Here is a 19,524-nt window from a genome sequence, read left to right as displayed (position 1 = left end):
GGTCATGGAGGCACGAAACGAATATGTCCAGTACCACTGTCGCCGAGTTCGCGAATGAACTCAAGAAGACTCCCGAAACCTTGCTCGACCAGCTTCGCAGCGCCGGTGTGCCCAAAGCGGCCGCCAGCGACGCACTGACCGAGTCGGACAAGCAGCGCCTGCTGGGTTTCCTGAAGGCCAGCCACGGCACCGTCGAGCCCGAGCGCAAGAAGATCACGTTGACCAAGAAGTCGACCAGCGAGATCAAGCAGGCGGACGCCACCGGCCGCGCCCGCACGATCCAGGTCGAGGTGCGCAAGAAGCGCACCTTCATCCAGCGCGACGAAGGCCCCGCGGGTGCCGTCGAGGCTCCGGCGCCGGTGGCTGCCGCGCCCGTCGCCGCTCCGGCCGAGCCGGCCGCGCCGCGCATCGATGAAGCCGAACTCGCCCGTCGCGAGGAGGAAGCCCGCCGCCAGGCCGAGCTGATCCGTCGCCAGGAAGAAGAGCTGGCCGAGAAGCGCCGCCAGCGCGAGGAAGCCGAAGCCCGCGAACGCGAGAAGGTGGAACGCGCCGAGCAGGCCGAACAGGCCGAGCAGGCACGCCAGGAAGCCGCGCAGGCGGCTCGCCAGGAAGCCCAGAAGAAGGCCGAGACCGAGGCCGAAGCGGCCAAGCCGGTCGTTCGCAGCTCCGCCAACAGCGCCGCCAAGGCCGAGGCCGAAGTCGCCGCGCTGAAGGAAGCCGCGGAGGCGCAGGTCGCCGCCGCCAAGCAGGCCGCCGAGGCCAAGGCCACGGCCCAGGCCGCCGCCACGCAGGCCAAGGAAGACGCGAAGGCCAAGGCCGCCGCCGAATCGAAGGCCCGTGCCGACGAGGAAGCCGCGCGTGCGCGCGACCTCGACGAGCGCCGTCGCAAGGCCCTGGCCGAGGCCGAAGCCATTCGCGCCATGATGAATGCGCCGGCCCGCGTGCTGGTGCCGCACAAGGCCGAGAAGCCCGCCGAGGTCAAGCCCGCCGGTGGTGTCAAGGGCACGCTGCACAAGCCGACCGCGCCCGCGGCCCGCGCCGGGGCTCCGGCCGCGCCGGGTGCCGCCACGGCGGCGCCCGCCGGCGGTGCCGCCGGCAAGGAAGTGAAGTCGGCCAAGCTCTCGTCGAGCTGGGCCGGCGACACCGCCAAGAAGAAGGAAATCAAGACCCGCGGCGACGCGAGCGGCGGCGTGGGCCGTGGCAACTGGCGCGGCGGTCCGCGCGGGCGCCGTGGCAACGACCGTGGCCACGACGACCAGCAGCACGCACCGGCGGCGCCGGTCGAGGCCCGCATCATCGAGGTGCACGTGCCGGAAACCATCACGGTGTCCGAGCTCGCGCACAAGATGTCGGTCAAGGCCTCCGAGGTGATCAAGCAGCTCATGAAGCTGGGCCAGATGGCCACGATCAACCAGGCGCTCGACCAGGACACCGCGATGATCGTGGTGGAGGAAATGGGTCACAACGCGGTGGTTGCCGCGCTCGACGATCCCGAAGCCTTCACCGACGAGGACGTGTCGGCGCAAACGGCGGAAGCCCTGCCGCGCGCACCGGTCGTGACCGTCATGGGCCACGTCGACCACGGCAAGACCTCGCTGCTGGACTACATCCGCCGCGCCAAGGTGGCCGCGGGCGAAGCCGGCGGCATCACGCAGCACATCGGTGCCTACCATGTGGAAACCGAACGCGGCATGGTGTCCTTCCTCGACACCCCGGGTCACGAGGCGTTCACCGCCATGCGTGCCCGCGGTGCGCAGGCCACCGACATCGTGATCCTGGTGGTGGCGGCCGACGACGGCGTCATGCCCCAGACCAAGGAAGCCATCAAGCACGCGAAGGCGGCGGGTGTGCCGATCGTGGTCGCGATCAACAAGATCGACAAGCCCGATGCCAACCTGGACCGCGTGAAGCAGGAACTGGTGGCCGAGGAGGTGGTGCCCGAAGAGTACGGCGGCGACGTTCCGTTCGTCGGCGTCTCGGCCAAGACCGGCCAGGGCATCGACGACCTGCTCGAGCAGGTGCTGCTGCAGGCCGAAGTGCTGGAACTCAAGGCGCCGGTGGATGCCGCCGCCAAGGGCCTGGTGATCGAAGCCCAGCTCGACAAGGGCCGCGGCCCGGTCGCGACCGTGCTGGTGCAGTCCGGCACGCTCAAGACCGGCGACGTGGTGCTGGCCGGCTCGACCTATGGCCGTGTGCGCGCCATGCTCGACGAGGACGGCAAGCCGACCAAGACGGCCGGTCCGTCGATCCCGGTCGAGATCCAGGGCCTGACCGAAGTGCCGCAGGCCGGCGACGAGTTCATGGTGATGGGCGACGAGCGCCGTGCGCGCGAAATCGCGACCTACCGTGCCGGCAAGTTCCGCAACACCAAGCTGGCGAAGGCCCAGGCCGCGAACCTGCAGAACATGTTCTCCGACCTGTCGGCGGGCGAGGTGCAGACGCTGCGCATCATCATCAAGGCCGACGTGCAGGGCTCGCAGGAAGCGCTCGCGCAATCGCTGCTCAAGCTCGCGACCGACGAGGTCAAGGTGCAGGTGGTGTATGCGGGCGTGGGCGGTATCAGCGAAAGCGACATCAACCTCGCGATCGCCTCGAAGGCGGTGGTGATCGGCTTCAACGTGCGTGCCGATGCCGGCGCGCGCAAGCTGGCCGAAGGCAATGGTGTCCAGCTGAACTACTACAGCATCATTTACGACGCGGTGGACGAGATCAAGGTCGCCATGTCGGGCATGCTGGCGCCGGAGCGCCGCGAGGAAGTCATCGGCTCGGCCGAGATCCGCACGGTGTTCGTGGCCTCGAAGATCGGTACCGTGGCCGGCTCGTACGTCACCTCGGGCTATGTCACCCGCAGCTCGCACTTCCGCCTGCTGCGCGACAACGTGGTGGTCTACACCGGCGAAGTCGACTCGCTCAAGCGCATGAAGGACGATGTCCGCGAAGTGCGCGAAGGCTTCGAGTGCGGTATCAAGCTCAAGAACTACAACGACATCAAAGAGGGCGATCAGCTCGAGTTCTTCGAAATCAAGGAGATCGCGCGGACCCTGTAATACGGACAACCGAACGCAGAAGTCGCGAAGGTCTCGCAGAAGTCGCAGAAGCAAGAAAGAGATTTCTTCTGCTCCTTCTGCGACCTCTGCGCAGTCTTCGCGGCTTCTGCGTTCTGAATCCGATGTCGCTCCCGCATTCCTGACATGCCCAAAAGAAAAGCCGCTACTCCCAACCGCGCCTTCAAGGTCGCCGATCAGATCCAGCGCGATCTGACGGAGCTGATCGCGCGCGAGTTGAAGGACCCGCGCGTGGGCATGGTCACGTTGCAGGCGGTCGAGGTCACGCCCGACTATGCGCATGCGAAGGTCTTCTTCAGCCTGCTCACCGGCGACGTGGCCGAGACCACCGAAGCGCTCAACCAGGCCGCGGGCTTCCTGCGCAACGGCCTGTTCAAGCGCCTGCACATCCACACCGTGCCCACGCTGCACTTCGTGTTCGACCGCACCACCGAGCGTGCCGCCGACATGAACGCGCTGATCGCGCAGGCCGTCGCTTCGCGTTCGAAAGACGACTAGCCATGAATGCGCCACGCACAAGGGTGCAGCGGCGCCCTGTGCATGGGGTGTTGCTGCTCGACAAACCGCTGGGACTGTCCAGCAACCAGGCCTTGCAGAAGGCCAAGTGGCTGCTGCGCGCCGAGAAGGCGGGCCACACCGGCACGCTCGATCCGCTGGCCACCGGCGTGCTGCCGCTGTGCTTCGGCGCGGCCACCAAGTTCAGCCAGCTGCACCTCGACGCCGACAAGACCTACGTCGCCACCGCGCGGCTGGGCATCCGTACCGCCACCGGCGATGCCGAGGGCGAGGTGATCGCCGAACGCCCGGTCCAGGTCGCGGCCGAGGACCTGGCGCGCGCCGAGGCCCTGTTCACCGGCCCGATCCGCCAGGTGCCGCCGATGCACAGCGCGCTCAAGAAGGACGGCAAGGCACTCTACGAATACGCGCGCGAGGGCATCGAGGTCGAGCGCGCGCCGCGCGACGTCGTCATCCACGCGCTGAGGATCGCGCAGACCGCGGCCGCTGCCATCCGCATCGAGGCCTCGGTCAGCAAGGGCACCTACATCCGCACCCTGGGCGAGGACATCGGCGAGGCGCTGGGCTGCGGCGCCCACCTGAGCTCGCTGCGCCGCACCGCCACCGGCGGCTTCGTGGCGGCCCAGTGCATCACGCTCGAGGCCCTGGAGGCCATGGACGAGGACGAGCGGCTGGCCCGGTTGTTGCCTGCCGAATGCCTGGTCGAGGGCCACACGATCGTCACGCTGGGCAGCGAGGATGCAGGGCGCTTTCTGTCCGGCCTGCGTCGGCGCGGGCCGTGGGCCGATGCGGCCCGGGTCGCGGTGTTCGGCGAATCGCCCCCGGCCTTCCTCGGCACGGCCCACGTGGCCGCCCATGAACTGATCCCGGGGCGCTTGCTGAACCCCATCGAAATCCAGCAAATTCTTTTGAACGCACCACAGACCGAAGCGACACCATGACCAAGCAAATCCGCAATATCGCCATCATTGCCCACGTGGACCATGGCAAGACCACGATGGTCGACCAGCTGCTGCGCCAATCGGGCACCTTCGCCGAGCACGAGAAGGTCGTCGACACGGTGATGGACAACAACGCGATCGAAAAGGAACGTGGCATCACGATCCTGGCGAAGAACTGCGCCGTGACCTGGCAGGGCACGCACATCAACATCGTCGACACCCCCGGCCACGCGGACTTCGGCGGTGAAGTGGAACGCGCGCTGTCGATGGTCGACGGCGTGGTGCTGCTGATCGATGCGCAGGAAGGCCCGATGCCGCAGACGCGCTTCGTGACCAAGAAGGCGCTGGCCCTGGGCCTCAAGCCCATCCTGGTGGTGAACAAGGTCGACAAGCCCGGTGCCAACCCCGACAAGGTGGTCAACGCCGCCTTCGACCTGTTCGACAAGCTCGGCGCGACCGACGAGCAGCTCGACTTCCCCGTGGTCTACGCCTCGGGCATCAACGGCTGGTCCTCGCTCGAGGAGGGTGCGCCCGGCGAGCAGTGGGGCCCGGACATGTCGGCCCTGTTCGACACCATCCTGAAGCACGTGCCCTCGCAGAAGGGCGACCCGGCCGCGCCGCTGCAGCTGCAGATCTCGGCCCTCGACTTCTCGACCTTCGTCGGCCGCATCGGCGTGGGCCGCATCAGCCAGGGCACCCTGAAGCCGATGATGGACGTGCTGGTGATGGAAGGCCCGGACGGCCAGTCCATCAAGGGCCGCATCAACCAAGTGCTGACCTTCCAGGGCCTGGACCGCGTGCAGGCCACCGAAGCCGGCCCGGGAGAGATCGTGCTGATCAACGGCATCGCCGACATCGGCATCGGCGTCACGGTGACCGACCCCGCGAACCCGGCGCCACTGCCGATGCTCAAGGTCGACGAGCCCACGCTGACCATGAACTTCTGCGTCAACACCAGCCCGCTGGCCGGCCGCGAAGGCAAGTACGTCACCAGCCGCCAGATCTGGGACCGCCTGCAGAAGGAACTGCAGCACAACGTGGCGCTGCGCGTGAACGAGACCGACGAGGAAGGCGTGTTCGAGGTCATGGGCCGCGGCGAACTGCACCTGACCATCCTGCTGGAGAACATGCGCCGCGAAGGCTACGAGATGGCCGTCTCGAAGCCGCGCGTGGTGTTCCGCAACGTCAACGGCGAGAAGCACGAGCCGATCGAGCTGGTGACGGCCGACATCGAAGAGCAGCACCAGGGCGGCGTGATGCAGGCCCTGGGCGAGCGCAAGGGCGAGCTGGTCAACATGGAACCGGACGGCCGTGGCCGCGTGCGCCTCGAGTACCGCATCCCGGCGCGTGGCCTGATCGGCTTCACCAACGAATTCCTGAACCTGACGCGCGGTTCGGGCCTGATCAGCAACATCTTCGACAGCTACGAGCCGCACAAGGGCGAGATCGGCAGCCGCAAGAACGGCGTGCTGATCTCGATGGACGACGGTGAAATCTTCACCTACGCCCTCGGCAAGCTCGACGACCGCGGCCGCATGTTCGTGAAGGCGAACGATCCGGTCTACGAAGGCATGATCGTCGGCATCCACAGCCGCGACAACGACCTGGTGGTGAACGCCACCCGCACCAAGCAGCTCACGAACTTCCGCGTCTCGGGCAAGGAAGACGCGATCAAGATCACGCCGCCGATCGACCTCACGCTCGAGTACGGCGTCGAGTTCATCGAGGACGACGAGCTGGTCGAGATCACGCCCAAGAGCGTGCGCCTGCGCAAGCGCTTCCTGAAGGAACACGAGCGCAAGCGCGCGAGCCGCGAATCGGCCGTCTGAGGACGGTCGCCGCGCCCCGGCCGGCCAGGCCGGGCGCGGCGCTCAGCGCGCCACCTTCGGTGGCGGCAGCTTCGGCAGCACGATCTGCGGCGGGGGCGGTGGCGGCTCGGGCAGCTCGAGCGGTCCCAAGGCGGCATCGGTCGCGCCCTGTTTGTGAAGCCGTGCCTCGACCACCGCCATCGCGAAGCGTCGATCGAAATCCCCATCCACGCGCCAGACGCCGATGTCGTCGGGCGCCAGCGTGATCTCGGCGCGCAGCGGCAGCGACGCGGCGCCGCTGGCGCGCACGCCGCCGATGGCGCCGAGCCGGCGGTCGTCGTAGACCATCACCACCGGGCAGACCTGCTGCTGCCCGTCCCCGGCCTGGCAGGCGCCGGCGGGCTCGACTTCGGTCAGCGCGAGCCTGGGGTCGGGGTCGATCGTCATGAGCGGCATTTCGCGCAGCGCGCGCAGGCGTTCCTGCAGGGTCTTGGGCGCCCGCATGCGCGCTTCCAGGTTGTCCACGCCTTCGCGCAGCGCGTCCGCGAGCGCCGGCCGGCCGACCGGCTCGGCGTTGTGCTGCGGGCGGCCTTCGGCATCGAGCGCACCGAAGCGCGCCTCGACGATCGCCGCCTCGGCGCCGCGCACCACCGTGCCGCCACCCGAGCCGCCGCTGTCGGATCCGATGGTGAAGCCGATGGCCTCGGTCTTCCCGTCGCGCGACAGCGTGGCCAGGCAGCCGCGCACGTTGTCGGGCTTGAGAAAACCGATCTCGCGCAGCGCGCTCACGCGGGCCTCGACGCCGGGCTCGGAACGCAGCCGCTCGTCGTTGCTGGTGCTCGATACCAGGCCGTCGAGCTCGCGCCGTGCCAGGTCGCTGTTGCAGGCCGGCAGGCCGTTCAGCTGCCACAGGTAGGCGCCTGCCGCGCCGACCATCGCGATCACCGCGAGCACGCCGAGCCAGCGCGGCGGGCGCAGCCCCGTCGAGCGCTTGCGCGTCGCGGCCTTCGAACTCGCGGTCTCGGCCGCGATGCGCTCGCGCGCCTGCGCGATGATCTGTCGCCGCTCGTCGGCGCCGACGAAGGCCGGCTCGGCCTCCACGCGCGCGGCGATGGCCTCGAAGCGCTCTTCCTCGAGCCAGCCGTCGGTCACCAGCCAGGCGAGGGCGGTGGCCGGGTCGGCGCGCTTGTCGGACACCAGCGGCACCCACGGCAGCGCCTCCTCGAGGTCCTCGGCGTCGAGCAGGCCGTCGTCGCGCAGCGCCTGCACCACCGCATGCGAGAGGCCGAGCGCGCCGGCCTCGAGCAGTTCCTCGGATTCGTCGAGCGTGTCCTCCGCATCCTCGGCCGCCGATTCGCCGTGGGCCGCGACGATGCGCTCGACCAGCGCGTCTTCGTCCTCGTTCTCGACCGGCAGCAGCCCGCGCAGTCGCATCCAGGCATAGGCATGGGCCGGCGTCGGCGGCCTGGGCAGGCTCGCGTATTCGGGATGGGCGCGCGCGGTGGCGAGCCGGGGCGCGTCGACCAGGCCCTGGAGGACCAGCGCCTCGAAGGGCTCGGGGTCGAGCCAGGCATGCGTGGCCTCGGGATCGGGCTCGGCGCCGCCGACCGGCACGCGCTCCAGTGCCTCGTCGCGCGCATCGGCGTCGATGCGGCCATGGGCATGCAGCGCGAGCACGGCCTCGCGCACGATGCCGCGCTCGCCGAGCCGGTGCAGCGCCTCGGCCTGTTCGGCGACCGCCACGGCCTCGTCGCGCGTGCCGCGGTCGAGGGCGTTGCGTTCGACGCGCCGGTCGAGCTGGATGCGCAGCACGTGCGATGCCACGGGGTCGATCAGCCCCTGCTGCTGCATCCAGTCCAGCGCGTGCGCCGGGCTCGGCAGCGCCGGCAGCGTGGGGAAGCCGGGATGGGCCAGCACGGCATCGTGCTGCTCGTCGGTGATCAATCCCAGGGGCAGCAGGGCGGCGAAGGCGTCGAGGTTGGCGTTCAGGGGCATCGGGTCATTCTGCCGCCTGCGCGCGGCGGGTCCGGAAACGAAAAAGGCGGCCGCTGCGGGCCGCCTTCCTGGCGTGGATCGCCCGGGCGCGAGCCCGGGCGATGGGCGCTGTCTCAGGGGCGCGCGAGCTTCCAGGCGCCGTTGCCGAAGCCGTCGCCGGTCTTGTCGCCCGGCTTGGCATCCTTGGCCCAGTAGTACAGCGGCCAGCCCTTGTAGGCCCATTGGCGCTTGCCGTCCTCGCGGATGATGATGGTGTAGCCACCCATCGGCTTGGCGGTCTCGGCCACGCCCAGCGGCGGCCAGTTGGTCGCGCACTGGCCGTTGCAGGCCGAGGTGCCCGAACCGGCGGCATCCTTGGTGAAGGTGTAGAGCGTCATGCCGTTCGGGCCGACGAGCACGCCGTCGGCGGTGCGCGTCGGGGTGTCGGGCGCGCTGGCGCTCTGGTTGGACATGCTGCCGCAGCCGGCGAGCAGGGCGGCCGCGAGGATCGAGGCGCTGAGCAATTTCATGCAGTTTCTCCTTCGTTGAGTGATCGCGAACATGGAAATGGGGGGATGCATGCGCGAACCGGCCGAGTGTATGCCGCGCTCAAGACAGATCCCGGTAGGCCAGCGTCGCCAGTTTCATCAGCGTTTCGCGCGGCAGCCGGCCGGCCACCGCGTAGCCGAATCCCTGGTCGACCCAGTAGAAGCTGGGCACTGCGCCCTCGGCGGCGAAGCGGAAGGCGGTCTCGGGCACGGGGGCCGGCGGGCCGCCCGCGGTCTTGGGATCGAGCTGGCCGACATAGAGCGTGACGCGCTCGCCGGCCGCATCCTCGAACATGAACTGGGCCCGCGCGCCGTTCTCGCCGGGCAGCAGCCGGCCGCCGACCAGCGTGTAGCCCAGGGTCGAGAAGTCCGGCACCTTGAGCGGCCGATCGAGCCGGCGCGACAGCCACTGCACCAGGTGCTGCTGCTCGGCCGCGGCCACCTCGACCGGATGGCGTTTTTCGGGCGTGTAGACCTGGTGCGCGAGCGAGGCCGCATGGACGAACTCGCGCACCGCCGGCGCGCGCGCCAGCGCGGTGCCCGGCCGCTGGCTGGCGCTCCATTGGGCATTGCCGAGCCAGCCGGCGCCGAAGGCGACCAGCAGGCCGGCCGCGATGCCGCCCCAGCGCCACCAGCCGTCGCGCGGCGCGGCCTCGCGTTCGAGCACGGCCGACAGGTGGGCCGGCACGGGCTCGTGGAGCAGTTCGGCATGCAGCTGCCGCAGCGTGTCGCGCTGCGCCTGCCAGAGCGAGACCCGCGCCGCGAGGGCCGGATCGTCCGCCAGCGCGGCCTCGACGGCGGCGCGGCGCTCGGGCGCGAGCCGGCCGTCGACCCAGGCATGCAGTTCGTCGTCGGAAGGGGGCGGGGCGGGGCGGTTCATGGCGTTACTTGAGGCGGCGCAGGCCGGGGCGCGGGGCCGCACTGCCCGCCAGTGTGCCCGCCGCCGTGCCGGATGCGGCCGCGCCGTCGAGCAGTTCCTGCAGCCGCACGCGGGCGCGCGACAGCCGCGACATCACGGTGCCCAGCGGAATGCCGAGCACTTTCGCGACCTCGGCATAGGACAGGTCCTCGAGCGTCACCAGCAGCAGCACGGCGCGTTGCTCTTCCGGCAGCTGCAGCAGGCAGCGCTGCAGGTCGAGGCGCACGCCGTGGTCGCGGCCGGGGTCGACGCCGCCCTGCTGTTCGGGCGGCAGCTCGTCGAGCGGCACGGCCGCATGCGGCGGCGGCGCGCGGCGCACCTGGCTCGCGAAGAGGTTGTGCATGATCGCGAACAGCCAGGCGCGCAGGTCGCTGCCCGCCACCCACAGCCGCCACTTGCTGCAGGCGCGCTCGAGCGTGTCCTGCACCAGGTCGTCGGCCGCCCAGGCATTGCCGGTCAGCGCGCGCGCATAGCGGCGCAGGCCGGGAATGTGCGGGGCGAGCTGGCGGGCGTCCATGGAAGGCGGGCGGGTCGGAGGTCAGGGCTTGGCGGTCTTCCAGCTGCCGTTGACGCCGTCGCCGGTCTTGTCGCCGGGCTTGGTGTCCTTGATCCAGTAATACAGCGGCCAGCCCTTGGCGGCCCACTGCTTCTTGCCGTCGTCGCGCGTGACGATGCTGAAGTCGCCCGCGGCCTTGTCGCCGTCGGCCGCCATGAACGGCGGCCAGTTGGTGGCGCACTGGCCGTTGCAGACCGACTTGCCGTTGCCGGCCGTGTCCTTGTCGAAGGTGTAGAGGGTCATGCCGTTGGGGCCGACCAGGGCGCCGTCGGCGGCCTTGGGCTGGGCCGCGGCGGGCAGCGAGAGGAAACCGGCGGCCAGCAGCGTGGCGGCGAGGAAGGGAAGATGGCGCGAGGTCAGCGGCATGGAAGAGCTCCTGGTTGTGGCGCCGGACGATCCGGCGACACCTGCATGAACGCCCGCGGGGCCGCGTTTATTCCAGGGCCGCGCAAAAAAAGCGCAAACTCAGCGGCTGCGGCTCTTCATCGCGCGCTCGACCTCGCGCTTGCCTTCGCGGTCCTTGATGGTGTCGCGCTTGTCGTGCTCGGCCTTGCCCTTGGCCAGCGCGATCTCGCACTTCACCTTGCCGGCTTTCCAGTGCAGGTTCAGCGGCACCAGGGTGTAGCCCTTCTGCTCGACCTTGCCGGTCAGGCGGCGGATCTCTTCCTTGTGCAGCAGCAGCTTCTTGGTGCGCACCGAGTCGGGCGTCACGTGGGTCGAGGCGCTCTTGAGCGGGTTGATCTGGCAGCCCAGCACGAACATCTCGCCGTCGCGGATCACCACGTAGCCGTCGGTGAGCTGCACCTTGCCTTCGCGCAGCGCCTTCACTTCCCAGCCTTCCAGCACCATGCCGGCCTCGAAGCGTTCCTCGAAGAAATAGTTGTACGCCGCCTTCTTGTTGTCGGCGATGCGGGAGGAGGTGTCTTGTTTCTTGGTGGCCATCGTTGTCATTTGGGGGCGCATGGCGCCCGGACAACCGCCCGGCATGCACAGGGCGTGGATTCTATGAAAGTGGCCGCGGGTGCCTTCAGCGGTGCCGCTGCAGCGTGCGATGGGGCGATTCGCCGAAGCGGCGCGCGTAGTCCTGCGCGAAGCGCCCGAGGTGGGCGAAGCCGAACTGCAGCGCGACCGAGGTCACGGTGGTGTCGGCGCCCGGGTCGCTCAGGCGCTCGTGCACCGCGAGCAGCCGCCGCTCGCGCAGGTAGGCCATCGGCGTCTGGCCCGCATGCTGGCGGAACGCCACCTGCAGGCTGCGCACGCACAGCCCGCTGGTCGAGGCGATCTCGTCGACCGTGAGCGCATCGGGCAGGTGCGCCTCGATGTACTCGCGGGCGCGGCGCAGCGCGCGCGGCGAGACGTCGCCGCGCTCGGCGCCCAGGCGCGCGCTCTGGTTGTGCGGCAACTGGCCCAGCAGGGTGTGGATCAGGCCCGATTCGGCCTGGGCCAGGAAGGGCGTGGTCAGCGGCGTGCGGCCGCACGAGAGCTCCTGCGCGAGGAACTCGACCAGGTGCTTCACGCTCGCGCCCGCGCCCTCGTCGAGCGCGATCTCGGGCTCGAATTCGAGCGGCCGCGCGCCGGCCGGCTCGCCGCACAGCGATTCCCAGTGGCGCTGCACCACCGCCTTGCCGATCTTCACGATCAGGTGCGGCGTGTCGTCGCCCCAGCGCATGCGCAGCGGTTGGCTCGGCGAGGCCAGCGAGGCCCGGTGCGCGTCGGAGGTGAAGCTCTGGCCGGCCCATTCGATGCGGGCGTTGCCCCTGAGCGGGATCTGCAGCAGATAGAAGTCGCCGAGGCAGCCGGGATCGATTTCGACCTCGGCGCCGTACTGCACGTAGTTCAGCGAGATGTCGCCCAGCGGCGCGACGTGGTGGCGCGCGTCGAAACGCGAGCTGCCGTGGCCCAGGTGCAGCCGGTGCGGACAGAAGATGCGCGCCACCTCGTCGCGCGCCTCGTCGAGGTCGGGCGTGGCGATGACGGCATAGCGCGACAGGGGAAGCGAGGCCGATGCAGCGACAGCGTGTTCCATGCGGGGCGGCGTGGGGGCAGCGAATAAATGCGTTTTGCGGACAGCGGCTGCGCAATCCGGATTGGGGGCTGAATCCTTCAAATCTAAAGTAACTGCAAGCAATTGACAACGGGACCAACCAGGAGAAAAGGCATGAGCGACAAGGACTTGCAGGACAGGACGGTGCTCGTCACCGGTGGCGCGACCCTCATCGGTGCGGGCGTGGCCCGTTGCCTGCGCGATGCCGGTGCACGCGTGGTGCTGGCCGACATCGACGTGGCGCGCGGCGAGGCGGTGGCGCGCGAGATCGGTGCGAAATTCATTGCCACCGACATCACCGACGACGCCGCGGTGCAGGCCTGCGTCGAGCAAGCGGCCGATGCCGAGGGCCGCATTCACGCGCTCGTGAACCTGGCCTGCAGCTACCTCGACAACGGCCTGGCCTCGCCGCGCGGCGAATGGCAGACCGCGCTCGACGTCAACGTGGTCTCGGCCGTGATGATGGCGCGCGCCACGCTGCCCTTCATGCAGGCGGCGGGCGGCGGCGCCATCGTCAACTTCACCTCGATCTCCTCGGGCGTGGCCCAGACCGGCCGCTGGCTCTATCCGGTGAGCAAGGCCGCGCTGGTGCAGCTCACGCGCAACATGGCGCTGGACCTGGCGCCGATGAAGGTGCGCGTCAATTCCGTCTCGCCGGGCTGGACCTGGTCGGCCGTGATGGATCAGCTCACCGGCGGCGACCGCGCCAGGACCGATGCGGTGGCCAGGCCCTTCCACATGCTCGGCCGCGTCGGCGACCCGGTCGAGGTCGGCCACGTGGTGGCCTTCCTGTGCTCGCACAAGGCCTCGTTCGTCACCGGCGCCGACTGGGCCGTGGACGGCGGCTACTCGGCCCTGGGCCCGGAGCAGGGCGAGCCGGCCATTCCCAAGCTCGCGGCCTGAAGGCGGCCGGCGCATCGCTTTCATCACCCCACCCACGAACGAGGCATACCCATGAGCAACACCGCATCGCAGGGCGCCAAGCCGCGCCGTTTCATGATCGTCGGCGCGGGCCAGTCGGGCCTGCAACTGGCGCTGGGCCTCCAGCGCGAGGGCCACGAGGTGACCGTGGTCTCGAACCGCAGCGCCGAGGACATCGCAACCGGCCGCGTGATGTCGAGCCAGTGCATGTTCGACGCCAGCCTGCAGATCGAACGCGACCTCGGCATCGACCAGTGGGCCGACGCTTGCCCGCCGGTCGAGGGCATCGGCTTCGCCGTGCCGCATCCCGAGAAGCCCGGCGAGAAGCTGCTCGGCTGGTCGCACCGCCTCGACGCGCCCGCGCGTTCGGTCGACCAGCGCGTGAAGGTGCCGGCCTGGATGAAGACCTTCGAGGAACGCGGCGGACAGATCCTGTTCCAGGACGCGGGCATCGAGGACCTCGAGCGCTGGACCCAGTCGCACGACCTCGTGATCGTGGCCGCCGGCAAGGGCGAGATCGCGCAGATGTTCGAACGCGACGCGCAGCGCTCGCCCTACGACAAGCCGCAGCGCGCGCTGGCCCTGACCTATGTGCACGGCATGACGCCGCGCCCCGAGCATTCGGCCGTCAACTTCAACCTGATCCCCGGCGTCGGCGAGTACTTCGTGTTCCCCGCGCTGACCGTGACGGGGCCGTGCGAGATCATGGTGTTCGAGGGCGTGCCCGGCGGCCCGATGGACTGCTGGGGCGACGTGAAGACGCCCGCGCAGCACCTCGAGCGCTCGCTGTCGATCCTCGACACCTTCACGCCCTGGGAGGCCGAGCGTTGCCGCGACGTGCGCCTGACCGACGACAACGGCATCCTGGCCGGCCGCTTCGCGCCCACGGTGCGCAAGCCGGTCGGGCGGCTGCCCTCGGGCCGCGCCGTGCTCGGCATGGGCGACGTGGTGTGCCTCAACGACCCGATCACCGGCCAGGGCTCGAACAACGCCGCCAAGTGCGCCGATGCCTATCTGCGCGCCATCCTCGCGCAGGGCGAGGGCGCCTTCGACGCGGACTTCATGCAGTCGGCCTTCGACGGCTACTGGCGCTATGCGCGCCACGTCGTCGAGTGGACCAACGCGATGCTGCAGCCGCCGCCCCCGCACGTGCTCGAGGTGCTGGGCGCGGCCCAGGGCAACGCGGCCGTGGCACGGCGCTTCGTCAACGGCTTCAACGATCCGCGCGACTACGCCGAGTTCTTCATGACGCCTGACGCGAGCAGCGCCTACCTGCGCTCGCTGGCGCCGCAACCGGAGGCGGCCTGACCATGCGCGGCGAGTTCCGGGCCATCGAGTCGCTGCGCTGCGAGCCCAACGTGGGCGCGGGCGACTTCCGGCGCGCCATGCGCTGCCTGGTCGGCGCCGTGACCGTGGTCACGAGCACCGACGGGCAGACGCCCGTGGGCCTCACGGCCACGGCCGTGACCTCGTTCTCGGCCGAGCCCGCGCGCATCCTGGCCTGCGTCAACCTGCAGGGCAGCAGCTTCCGCACCATCGCGCAGAGCCGCCGCATGGCGGTCAACCTGCTCGCGCTCGACCAGTCGGCGCTGGCGCTGGCCTTCTCGCGCCAGGGCGAGGCCGGCGAGCGCTTCGATCCCGCGCGCTGGGAGACGCTGGTGACCGGCGCGCCCGTGCTGCGCGGCGCGCTCGCGGTGTTCGACTGCGTGGTCGACGAGATGATGGTGGCGCACAGCCACGCGATGCTGATCGGCGAGGTCAAGGCCGCGCGCATCACCGATGCGCAGGGGCTGCCGCTGCTCTATGCCTGCGGCCAGTTCACCACCCTGCGCGACGAGTGCGTGCCGGCCTGAGCGCCGGCCGTACCACCCCACGATCCAGAGATTCGGAACAAGGAGAAAGACATGACAGCTCAGAAGGGCCGCTGGCTGCAGGTGCCGGCCATCGACGGCAGCGGCAGCTTCCGCGCCTACCTCGCCACCCCGGCCTCGGGCAAGGGCCCCGGCATCGTGCTGGCGCAGGAGATCTTCGGCGTCAACGCCACCATGCGGCAGGTGGCCGACTACTACGCGGAGGAAGGCTACGTGGTGCTCGCGCCCGACCTGTTCTGGCGCCAGCAGCCCGAGGTCGAGCTCGGCTATGCACCCGACGACTGGCAGAAGGCCTTCGCGCTCTACCAGGGCTTCGACGAGGACAAGGGCACCGAGGACGTGGCCGCTTCGCTGGCGTTGCTGCGCTCGTTGCCCGAGCAGCAGGGCAAGGCCGGCGTGCTGGGCTTCTGCATGGGCGGCAAGCTCGCCTACCTCGCGGCCTGCCGCACCGACGCCGACGTCTGCGTGGGCTACTACGGCGTGGGCATCGAGCAGCGGCTCGAGGAGGCCGACCGCATCCAGGGCCGGCTGGTGCTGCACATCCCCGAGCTCGACGGCTTCTGCCCGCCCGAGGCGCGCTCGCGCATCGTCGAGACGCTTGGAGCGCGGTCCGGGTGCGAGCTCTACGTCTATCCGGGCGTCGCCCATGCCTTCGCACGGCTGGGCGGCGACCACTACCACAAGCCCTCGGCGCTGATGGCGCACGAGCGCAGCGTGGCCGCGTTCCGCCGCGAGATGGGGCCGCACTACGACTTCTCGGCGCTGTGGGACAAGCACTGCGAGTACGAGTTCGCCACCCGCAACGTGGCCGACACCATGGCCACCATGGTGGCCGAGCCCTACGTCAACCACATCCCGACCATGACCGGCGGCGTGGGGCACGCGATGCTGAGCCGCTTCTACCAGCACCATTTCGTGAACAGCAATCCGCCCGACACGCGGCTGGTGCCGATCTCGCGCACCGTGGGCGCGACGCAGATCGTCGACGAGATCCTGTTCAGCTTCACCCATACCTGCGAGATCGACTGGCTGCTGCCGGGCGTGGCGCCCACGGGCAGGCCGGTGGAGATTCCGCTGGTGGCGATCGTGAAGTTCCGCGGCGACAAGCTCTACCACGAGCACATCTACTGGGACCAGGCCAGCGTGCTGGTGCAGGTGGGACTGCTCGATCCGAAGGGCCTGCCGGTGGCCGGCGTCGAAACCGCGCGCAAGCTGCTCAACGAGACGCTGCCATCGAACACGCTGATGGCGGCCTGGTCGCGGTCGGGTTGAGGTGGCGGGCTCTCGTCCGGCGAGAGGAGGGAGCCACGGAGGCTCCCTACAATGAATCGGTCTCTCGATCCGATTCAATGAAAACAGTCAACAAGTCCGTTCTCATCTGGTACAGCGCCGAAGAGATGTACGCGCTGGTCACCGATGTGGCGAAGTACCCCCAGTTCCTGCCCTGGTGCGACAAGGCGCGCGTCATCGAGCAGGACGAGGCCGGCATGACCGCCGAGGTCGGCCTGGCCTTCGCGGGCCTGCACCAGAGCTTCACCACGCGCAACACCCACGTGCCCGGCCGCGAGGTGCAGCTCAAGCTGGTCGACGGGCCGTTCTCCAACCTCGACGGCAACTGGAAATTCGTGCCGGTGGGCGAGGGCGGCGAACGCGCCTGCCGCGTCGAGCTGCACCTGAGCTACGGCTTCAGCAACTTCGCGCTGCAGGCCCTCGTGGGCCCGGTGTTCGACACCATCGCCTCGAGCCTGGTCGAGGCCTTCGTCAAGCGCGCCGAGCAGGTCTACGGCGCGTCTTGAGCCACCGATGATCGAGGTGACCCTGAGCTGCTCGCCGGCGCCGCGCGAGGTGTTCGAGGAGCCGCTGCGCCTCGCCGCCGGCGCCACCGTGAACGATGCGATCCGCGCCAGCACCCTGGCGCAGCGTTTTCCCGCGCTCGATTGGCGCGAGACGATGACGCCCGGCATCTGGGGCCGCAGCGCCGACTGGGACGATGCCCTCGAAGACGGCGATCGCGTCGAGCTGTGCCGCGCGCTCGAGGTCGATCCGAAGGTGGCGCGGCGCGAGCGTTTCCAGCGGCAGGGCGCGCGCGGCACCGGGTTGTTCGCCAACCGGCGCCAGGGCGGCAAGGCGGGGTACTGAGCCGCTCGGCGCGGCTTACTTGCAGTCGCTGTCGATCACCGACTGCAGCCGGCGCTGCTCGGCCACGCGCTGGTTGTCGTCGAGGATCTCGCGCTCGCCCTTGGCGTTGACACGCGCGATGCGCATGCCGCTGTCCATGGTGGCCTTGCTCTCGCGGGCGCGGCTGCAGTTCTCGGCCTTGGCCTTGGCGAGCTTCGCGGCTTCGGCGGCCTGCTTCGCCTTCTCGTCGGCCTCGGCCTTCTTCGTCTTTTCCTCGAGGTCCTTGTCGACCGTCGGCGCCTTCGGGGTGGCCGGCGCGGCGGGGGCTTCGGCCGGCTTGTCGGTGGTGGCCGTGCCCTCGGGCGCCGCCACGCCCGAGCCGGTGCGCGCCGGCGGGCCGGCGCGGCGCACGATGTTCTTCTCGGGAATGTCGGTCGGCGGCGGCTGGTCGCTGAAGACCTTCTTGCCGTTTTTGTCGATCCATTGCCACTGGGCATCCGCGGCCAGGGGCAGCAGGCAGATCGATCCGAGCAGGAGGCTGAGCAGGAACTTCATGGGGCGCAAGTCTAGCGATGCCTTACGTTTTGCAACAGGCAGTGATTGGTTTTCGCCGCGGTCCGCAGACCGGGCAGCGGGCAGTGGGCAAATGGCGACGCGGGATGCGACGGCCGGGCGATAGGCCCGCACCGCGCGGGGCCGAGCCGCGCTGAGCCCGGCAGCATACCCCGCCGCCTCGTTACAATCCGTCTTTTGGAGCCTCACCCATGCGCCTTCTCGGCAAAGCGCTCACCTTCGACGATGTGTTGCTGGTGCCAGCGTTCTCCCAGGTCCTGCCCAAGGACACCTCCCTCGCCACCAAATTCTCCCGAAACATCACGCTGAACATCCCGCTCGTCTCGGCGGCGATGGACACCGTGACCGAAGCCCGCCTCGCGATCGCCATCGCGCAGGAAGGCGGCATCGGGATCGTGCACAAGAACCTCACCGCGCAGCAGCAGGCCGCCGAAGTGGCCAAGGTCAAGCGCTACGAGTCGGGCGTGCTGCGCGACCCGGTGGTGATCACGCCGACGCACTCGGTGCGGCAGGTGATGGCGCTGTCAGACCAGCTCGGCATCTCGGGCTTCCCGGTGGTCGACGCCGGCAAGGTCGTGGGCATCGTGACCGGGCGCGACCTGCGCTTCGAGAGCCGCTACGACGTGCCCGTGAGCGAGATCATGACGCAGCGCGAGAAGCTGATCACCGTGCCCGACGGCACCACGCTGGCCGAGGCCAAGGCGCTGCTCAACAAGCACAAGCTCGAGCGCCTGCTGGTGATCAACAGCGACTGGGAGCTCAAGGGCCTGATCACCGTCAAGGACATCACCAAGCAGACCACCTTCCCCAATGCCGCGCGCGACCCCTCGGGCCGCCTGCGCGTGGGTGCGGCGGTCGGCGTGGGCGAGGGCACCGAGGAGCGTGTCGAGGCACTGGTCAAGGCCGGCGTCGACGCCATCGTGGTCGACACCGCGCACGGCCACAGCAAGGGCGTGATCGACCGCGTGCGCTGGGTCAAGCAGAACTATCCGCAGATCGACGTGATCGGCGGCAACATCGCCACCGGCGACGCCGCGCGCGCGCTGGCCGAGGCCGGTGCCGACGCGGTCAAGGTCGGCATCGGCCCGGGCTCGATCTGCACCACCCGCATCGTGGCCGGCGTGGGTGTGCCGCAGATCATGGCGGTCGACAGCGTCGCCACCGCGCTGCAGGGCACGGGCGTGCCGCTGATCTCCGACGGCGGCGTGCGCTACTCGGGCGACATCGCCAAGGCCATCGCGGCCGGCGCCAGCACCGTGATGATGGGCAGCATGTTCGCCGGCACCGAAGAGGCGCCCGGCGAGATCGTGCTGTACCAGGGCCGCAGCTACAAGAGCTACCGCGGCATGGGCTCCATCGGCGCGATGCAGCAGGGCAGTGCCGACCGGTACTTCCAGGAATCGACCACCGGCAATCCCAACACCGACAAGCTCGTGCCCGAGGGCATCGAGGGCCGCGTGCCCTACAAGGGCTCGATCGTCTCGATCATCTACCAGATGGCCGGCGGCGTTCGCGCCAGCATGGGCTACTGCGGCTGCGGCACCATCGAAGAGATGAAGAACAAGGCCGAGTTCGTCGAGATCACCACCGCCGGCATCCGCGAGAGCCACGTCCACGACGTGCAGATCACGAAGGAAGCGCCGAACTACCGCGCCGAGTAAACGCGGTGT

The 19,524-nt window shown here is 69.6% G+C and carries 19 protein-coding genes; 11 read left to right on the top strand and 8 right to left on the bottom strand.

Translation table 11 applies throughout. The annotated features are described in order from the left end of the window. Positions 1-23 precede the first annotated feature (23 nt). The 4 genes from infB (at position 24) to typA (ending at position 6,351) form a co-directional block, all read left to right on the top strand. Positions 24-3,047 carry a translation initiation factor IF-2 gene (infB, locus tag KV106_RS01725; protein ID WP_057591715.1) on the top strand — a complete coding sequence of 1,008 codons (3,024 nt, stop codon included), beginning with the start codon at positions 24-26 and terminating at the stop codon, positions 3,045-3,047. Between the two features lie 144 nt (positions 3,048-3,191). Continuing rightward, positions 3,192-3,563 (top strand): 30S ribosome-binding factor RbfA, encoded by a 372-nt coding sequence (gene rbfA / locus KV106_RS01720; RefSeq protein ID WP_057591714.1) that lies wholly within the window; start codon positions 3,192-3,194, stop codon positions 3,561-3,563. Between the two features lie 2 nt (positions 3,564-3,565). Further along, positions 3,566-4,522 carry a tRNA pseudouridine(55) synthase TruB gene (gene truB, locus KV106_RS01715; RefSeq protein WP_261205841.1) on the top strand — a complete coding sequence of 319 codons (957 nt, stop codon included), beginning with the start codon at positions 3,566-3,568 and terminating at the stop codon, positions 4,520-4,522. Then, positions 4,519-6,351, top strand: a complete 1,833-nt coding sequence (typA, locus tag KV106_RS01710) for a translational GTPase TypA (RefSeq protein ID WP_261205840.1) — start codon at positions 4,519-4,521, stop codon at positions 6,349-6,351. Before truB ends, typA begins: the two co-directional genes overlap by 4 nt. Before the next feature lie 42 nt (positions 6,352-6,393). Here the strand turns inward: typA and KV106_RS01705 are convergent, their stop codons facing one another. From KV106_RS01705 to KV106_RS01675, 7 genes are all read right to left on the bottom strand, one after another. Next, positions 6,394-8,325, bottom strand: a complete 1,932-nt coding sequence (locus KV106_RS01705; RefSeq protein ID WP_261205839.1) for a hypothetical protein — start codon at positions 8,323-8,325, stop codon at positions 6,394-6,396. A gap of 113 nt (positions 8,326-8,438) precedes the next feature. After that, positions 8,439-8,834, bottom strand: coding sequence for a COG4315 family predicted lipoprotein (locus KV106_RS01700; RefSeq protein ID WP_261205838.1), 396 nt, complete (start codon positions 8,832-8,834; stop codon positions 8,439-8,441). Between the two features lie 79 nt (positions 8,835-8,913). Next, the gene (locus KV106_RS01695; RefSeq protein WP_261205837.1) at positions 8,914-9,732 is read right to left on the bottom strand and encodes an anti-sigma factor family protein; all 819 of its coding nucleotides are present in this window, start codon (positions 9,730-9,732) and stop codon (positions 8,914-8,916) included. Positions 9,733-9,736: 4 nt separating this feature from the next. After that, complete coding sequence (locus KV106_RS01690; RefSeq protein WP_057591708.1) at positions 9,737-10,288, bottom strand: RNA polymerase sigma factor; 552 nt, start codon at positions 10,286-10,288, stop codon at positions 9,737-9,739. A gap of 21 nt (positions 10,289-10,309) precedes the next feature. Continuing rightward, on the bottom strand, positions 10,310-10,693 hold the full coding sequence (locus KV106_RS01685) for a COG4315 family predicted lipoprotein (protein WP_057591707.1): 384 nt from the start codon (positions 10,691-10,693) through the stop codon (positions 10,310-10,312). A gap of 99 nt (positions 10,694-10,792) precedes the next feature. Beyond that, on the bottom strand, positions 10,793-11,269 hold the full coding sequence (gene smpB / locus KV106_RS01680) for an SsrA-binding protein SmpB (protein WP_057591776.1): 477 nt from the start codon (positions 11,267-11,269) through the stop codon (positions 10,793-10,795). Between the two features lie 85 nt (positions 11,270-11,354). Beyond that, positions 11,355-12,353: an AraC family transcriptional regulator gene (locus tag KV106_RS01675; RefSeq protein ID WP_261205836.1), complete on the bottom strand. Its 999-nt coding sequence runs from the start codon at positions 12,351-12,353 to the stop codon at positions 11,355-11,357. 132 nt (positions 12,354-12,485) lie between these two features. Here KV106_RS01675 and KV106_RS01670 point away from each other — a divergent pair, with 132 nt between their 5' ends. The 6 genes from KV106_RS01670 (at position 12,486) to KV106_RS01645 (ending at position 17,302) form a co-directional block, all read left to right on the top strand. After that, complete coding sequence (locus KV106_RS01670; protein WP_261205835.1) at positions 12,486-13,274, top strand: SDR family oxidoreductase; 789 nt, start codon at positions 12,486-12,488, stop codon at positions 13,272-13,274. 51 nt (positions 13,275-13,325) lie between these two features. Then, positions 13,326-14,600: a styrene monooxygenase/indole monooxygenase family protein gene (locus KV106_RS01665; RefSeq protein ID WP_261205834.1), complete on the top strand. Its 1,275-nt coding sequence runs from the start codon at positions 13,326-13,328 to the stop codon at positions 14,598-14,600. A gap of 2 nt (positions 14,601-14,602) precedes the next feature. Then, the gene (locus KV106_RS01660; protein WP_261205833.1) at positions 14,603-15,145 is read left to right on the top strand and encodes a flavin reductase family protein; all 543 of its coding nucleotides are present in this window, start codon (positions 14,603-14,605) and stop codon (positions 15,143-15,145) included. A gap of 51 nt (positions 15,146-15,196) precedes the next feature. Next, a complete protein-coding gene (locus KV106_RS01655) occupies positions 15,197-16,435 on the top strand; it encodes a dienelactone hydrolase family protein (RefSeq protein WP_261205832.1) in 1,239 nt (412 codons plus the stop codon). Between the two features lie 77 nt (positions 16,436-16,512). After that, positions 16,513-16,959: a type II toxin-antitoxin system RatA family toxin gene (locus KV106_RS01650; RefSeq protein WP_057591701.1), complete on the top strand. Its 447-nt coding sequence runs from the start codon at positions 16,513-16,515 to the stop codon at positions 16,957-16,959. Between the two features lie 7 nt (positions 16,960-16,966). After that, positions 16,967-17,302 carry an RnfH family protein gene (locus KV106_RS01645; protein ID WP_261205831.1) on the top strand — a complete coding sequence of 112 codons (336 nt, stop codon included), beginning with the start codon at positions 16,967-16,969 and terminating at the stop codon, positions 17,300-17,302. Between the two features lie 15 nt (positions 17,303-17,317). Here KV106_RS01645 and KV106_RS01640 read toward each other — a convergent pair whose 3' ends face one another. Then, complete coding sequence (locus tag KV106_RS01640; protein ID WP_261205830.1) at positions 17,318-17,836, bottom strand: DUF4124 domain-containing protein; 519 nt, start codon at positions 17,834-17,836, stop codon at positions 17,318-17,320. A gap of 209 nt (positions 17,837-18,045) precedes the next feature. Between KV106_RS01640 and guaB the strand changes: the two genes are divergently transcribed. Next, positions 18,046-19,515, top strand: coding sequence for an IMP dehydrogenase (gene guaB, locus KV106_RS01635; RefSeq protein WP_261205829.1), 1,470 nt, complete (start codon positions 18,046-18,048; stop codon positions 19,513-19,515). Positions 19,516-19,524 lie beyond the last annotated feature (9 nt).

The organism is Variovorax endophyticus, assembly GCF_025376855.1.
Taxonomy (GTDB): Bacteria; Pseudomonadota; Gammaproteobacteria; order Burkholderiales; family Burkholderiaceae_C; genus Variovorax.
This window is presented reverse-complemented; position numbering and strand designations above follow the sequence as displayed.

Excerpts from the sequence above, each read along its gene's own strand:
- KV106_RS01685 (WP_057591707.1), bottom strand. The coding sequence starts at position 10,693 with ATGCCGCTGACCTCGCGCCATCTTCCCTTCCTCGCCGCCACGCTGCTG.
- KV106_RS01650 (WP_057591701.1), top strand. The coding sequence starts at position 16,513 with ATGAAAACAGTCAACAAGTCCGTTCTCATCTGGTACAGCGCCGAAGAG.
- KV106_RS01660 (WP_261205833.1), top strand. The coding sequence starts at position 14,603 with ATGCGCGGCGAGTTCCGGGCCATCGAGTCGCTGCGCTGCGAGCCCAAC.
- truB (WP_261205841.1), top strand. The coding sequence starts at position 3,566 with ATGAATGCGCCACGCACAAGGGTGCAGCGGCGCCCTGTGCATGGGGTG.
- guaB (WP_261205829.1), top strand. The coding sequence starts at position 18,046 with ATGCGCCTTCTCGGCAAAGCGCTCACCTTCGACGATGTGTTGCTGGTG.
- KV106_RS01655 (WP_261205832.1), top strand. The coding sequence starts at position 15,197 with ATGACAGCTCAGAAGGGCCGCTGGCTGCAGGTGCCGGCCATCGACGGC.
- KV106_RS01690 (WP_057591708.1), bottom strand. The coding sequence starts at position 10,288 with ATGGACGCCCGCCAGCTCGCCCCGCACATTCCCGGCCTGCGCCGCTAT.
- smpB (WP_057591776.1), bottom strand. The coding sequence starts at position 11,269 with ATGGCCACCAAGAAACAAGACACCTCCTCCCGCATCGCCGACAACAAG.
- KV106_RS01670 (WP_261205835.1), top strand. The coding sequence starts at position 12,486 with ATGAGCGACAAGGACTTGCAGGACAGGACGGTGCTCGTCACCGGTGGC.
- KV106_RS01640 (WP_261205830.1), bottom strand. The coding sequence starts at position 17,836 with ATGAAGTTCCTGCTCAGCCTCCTGCTCGGATCGATCTGCCTGCTGCCC.
- KV106_RS01705 (WP_261205839.1), bottom strand. The coding sequence starts at position 8,325 with ATGCCCCTGAACGCCAACCTCGACGCCTTCGCCGCCCTGCTGCCCCTG.
- typA (WP_261205840.1), top strand. The coding sequence starts at position 4,519 with ATGACCAAGCAAATCCGCAATATCGCCATCATTGCCCACGTGGACCAT.
- KV106_RS01645 (WP_261205831.1), top strand. The coding sequence starts at position 16,967 with ATGATCGAGGTGACCCTGAGCTGCTCGCCGGCGCCGCGCGAGGTGTTC.
- KV106_RS01675 (WP_261205836.1), bottom strand. The coding sequence starts at position 12,353 with ATGGAACACGCTGTCGCTGCATCGGCCTCGCTTCCCCTGTCGCGCTAT.
- infB (WP_057591715.1), top strand. The coding sequence starts at position 24 with ATGTCCAGTACCACTGTCGCCGAGTTCGCGAATGAACTCAAGAAGACT.
- KV106_RS01700 (WP_261205838.1), bottom strand. The coding sequence starts at position 8,834 with ATGAAATTGCTCAGCGCCTCGATCCTCGCGGCCGCCCTGCTCGCCGGC.
- KV106_RS01695 (WP_261205837.1), bottom strand. The coding sequence starts at position 9,732 with ATGAACCGCCCCGCCCCGCCCCCTTCCGACGACGAACTGCATGCCTGG.
- rbfA (WP_057591714.1), top strand. The coding sequence starts at position 3,192 with ATGCCCAAAAGAAAAGCCGCTACTCCCAACCGCGCCTTCAAGGTCGCC.
- KV106_RS01665 (WP_261205834.1), top strand. The coding sequence starts at position 13,326 with ATGAGCAACACCGCATCGCAGGGCGCCAAGCCGCGCCGTTTCATGATC.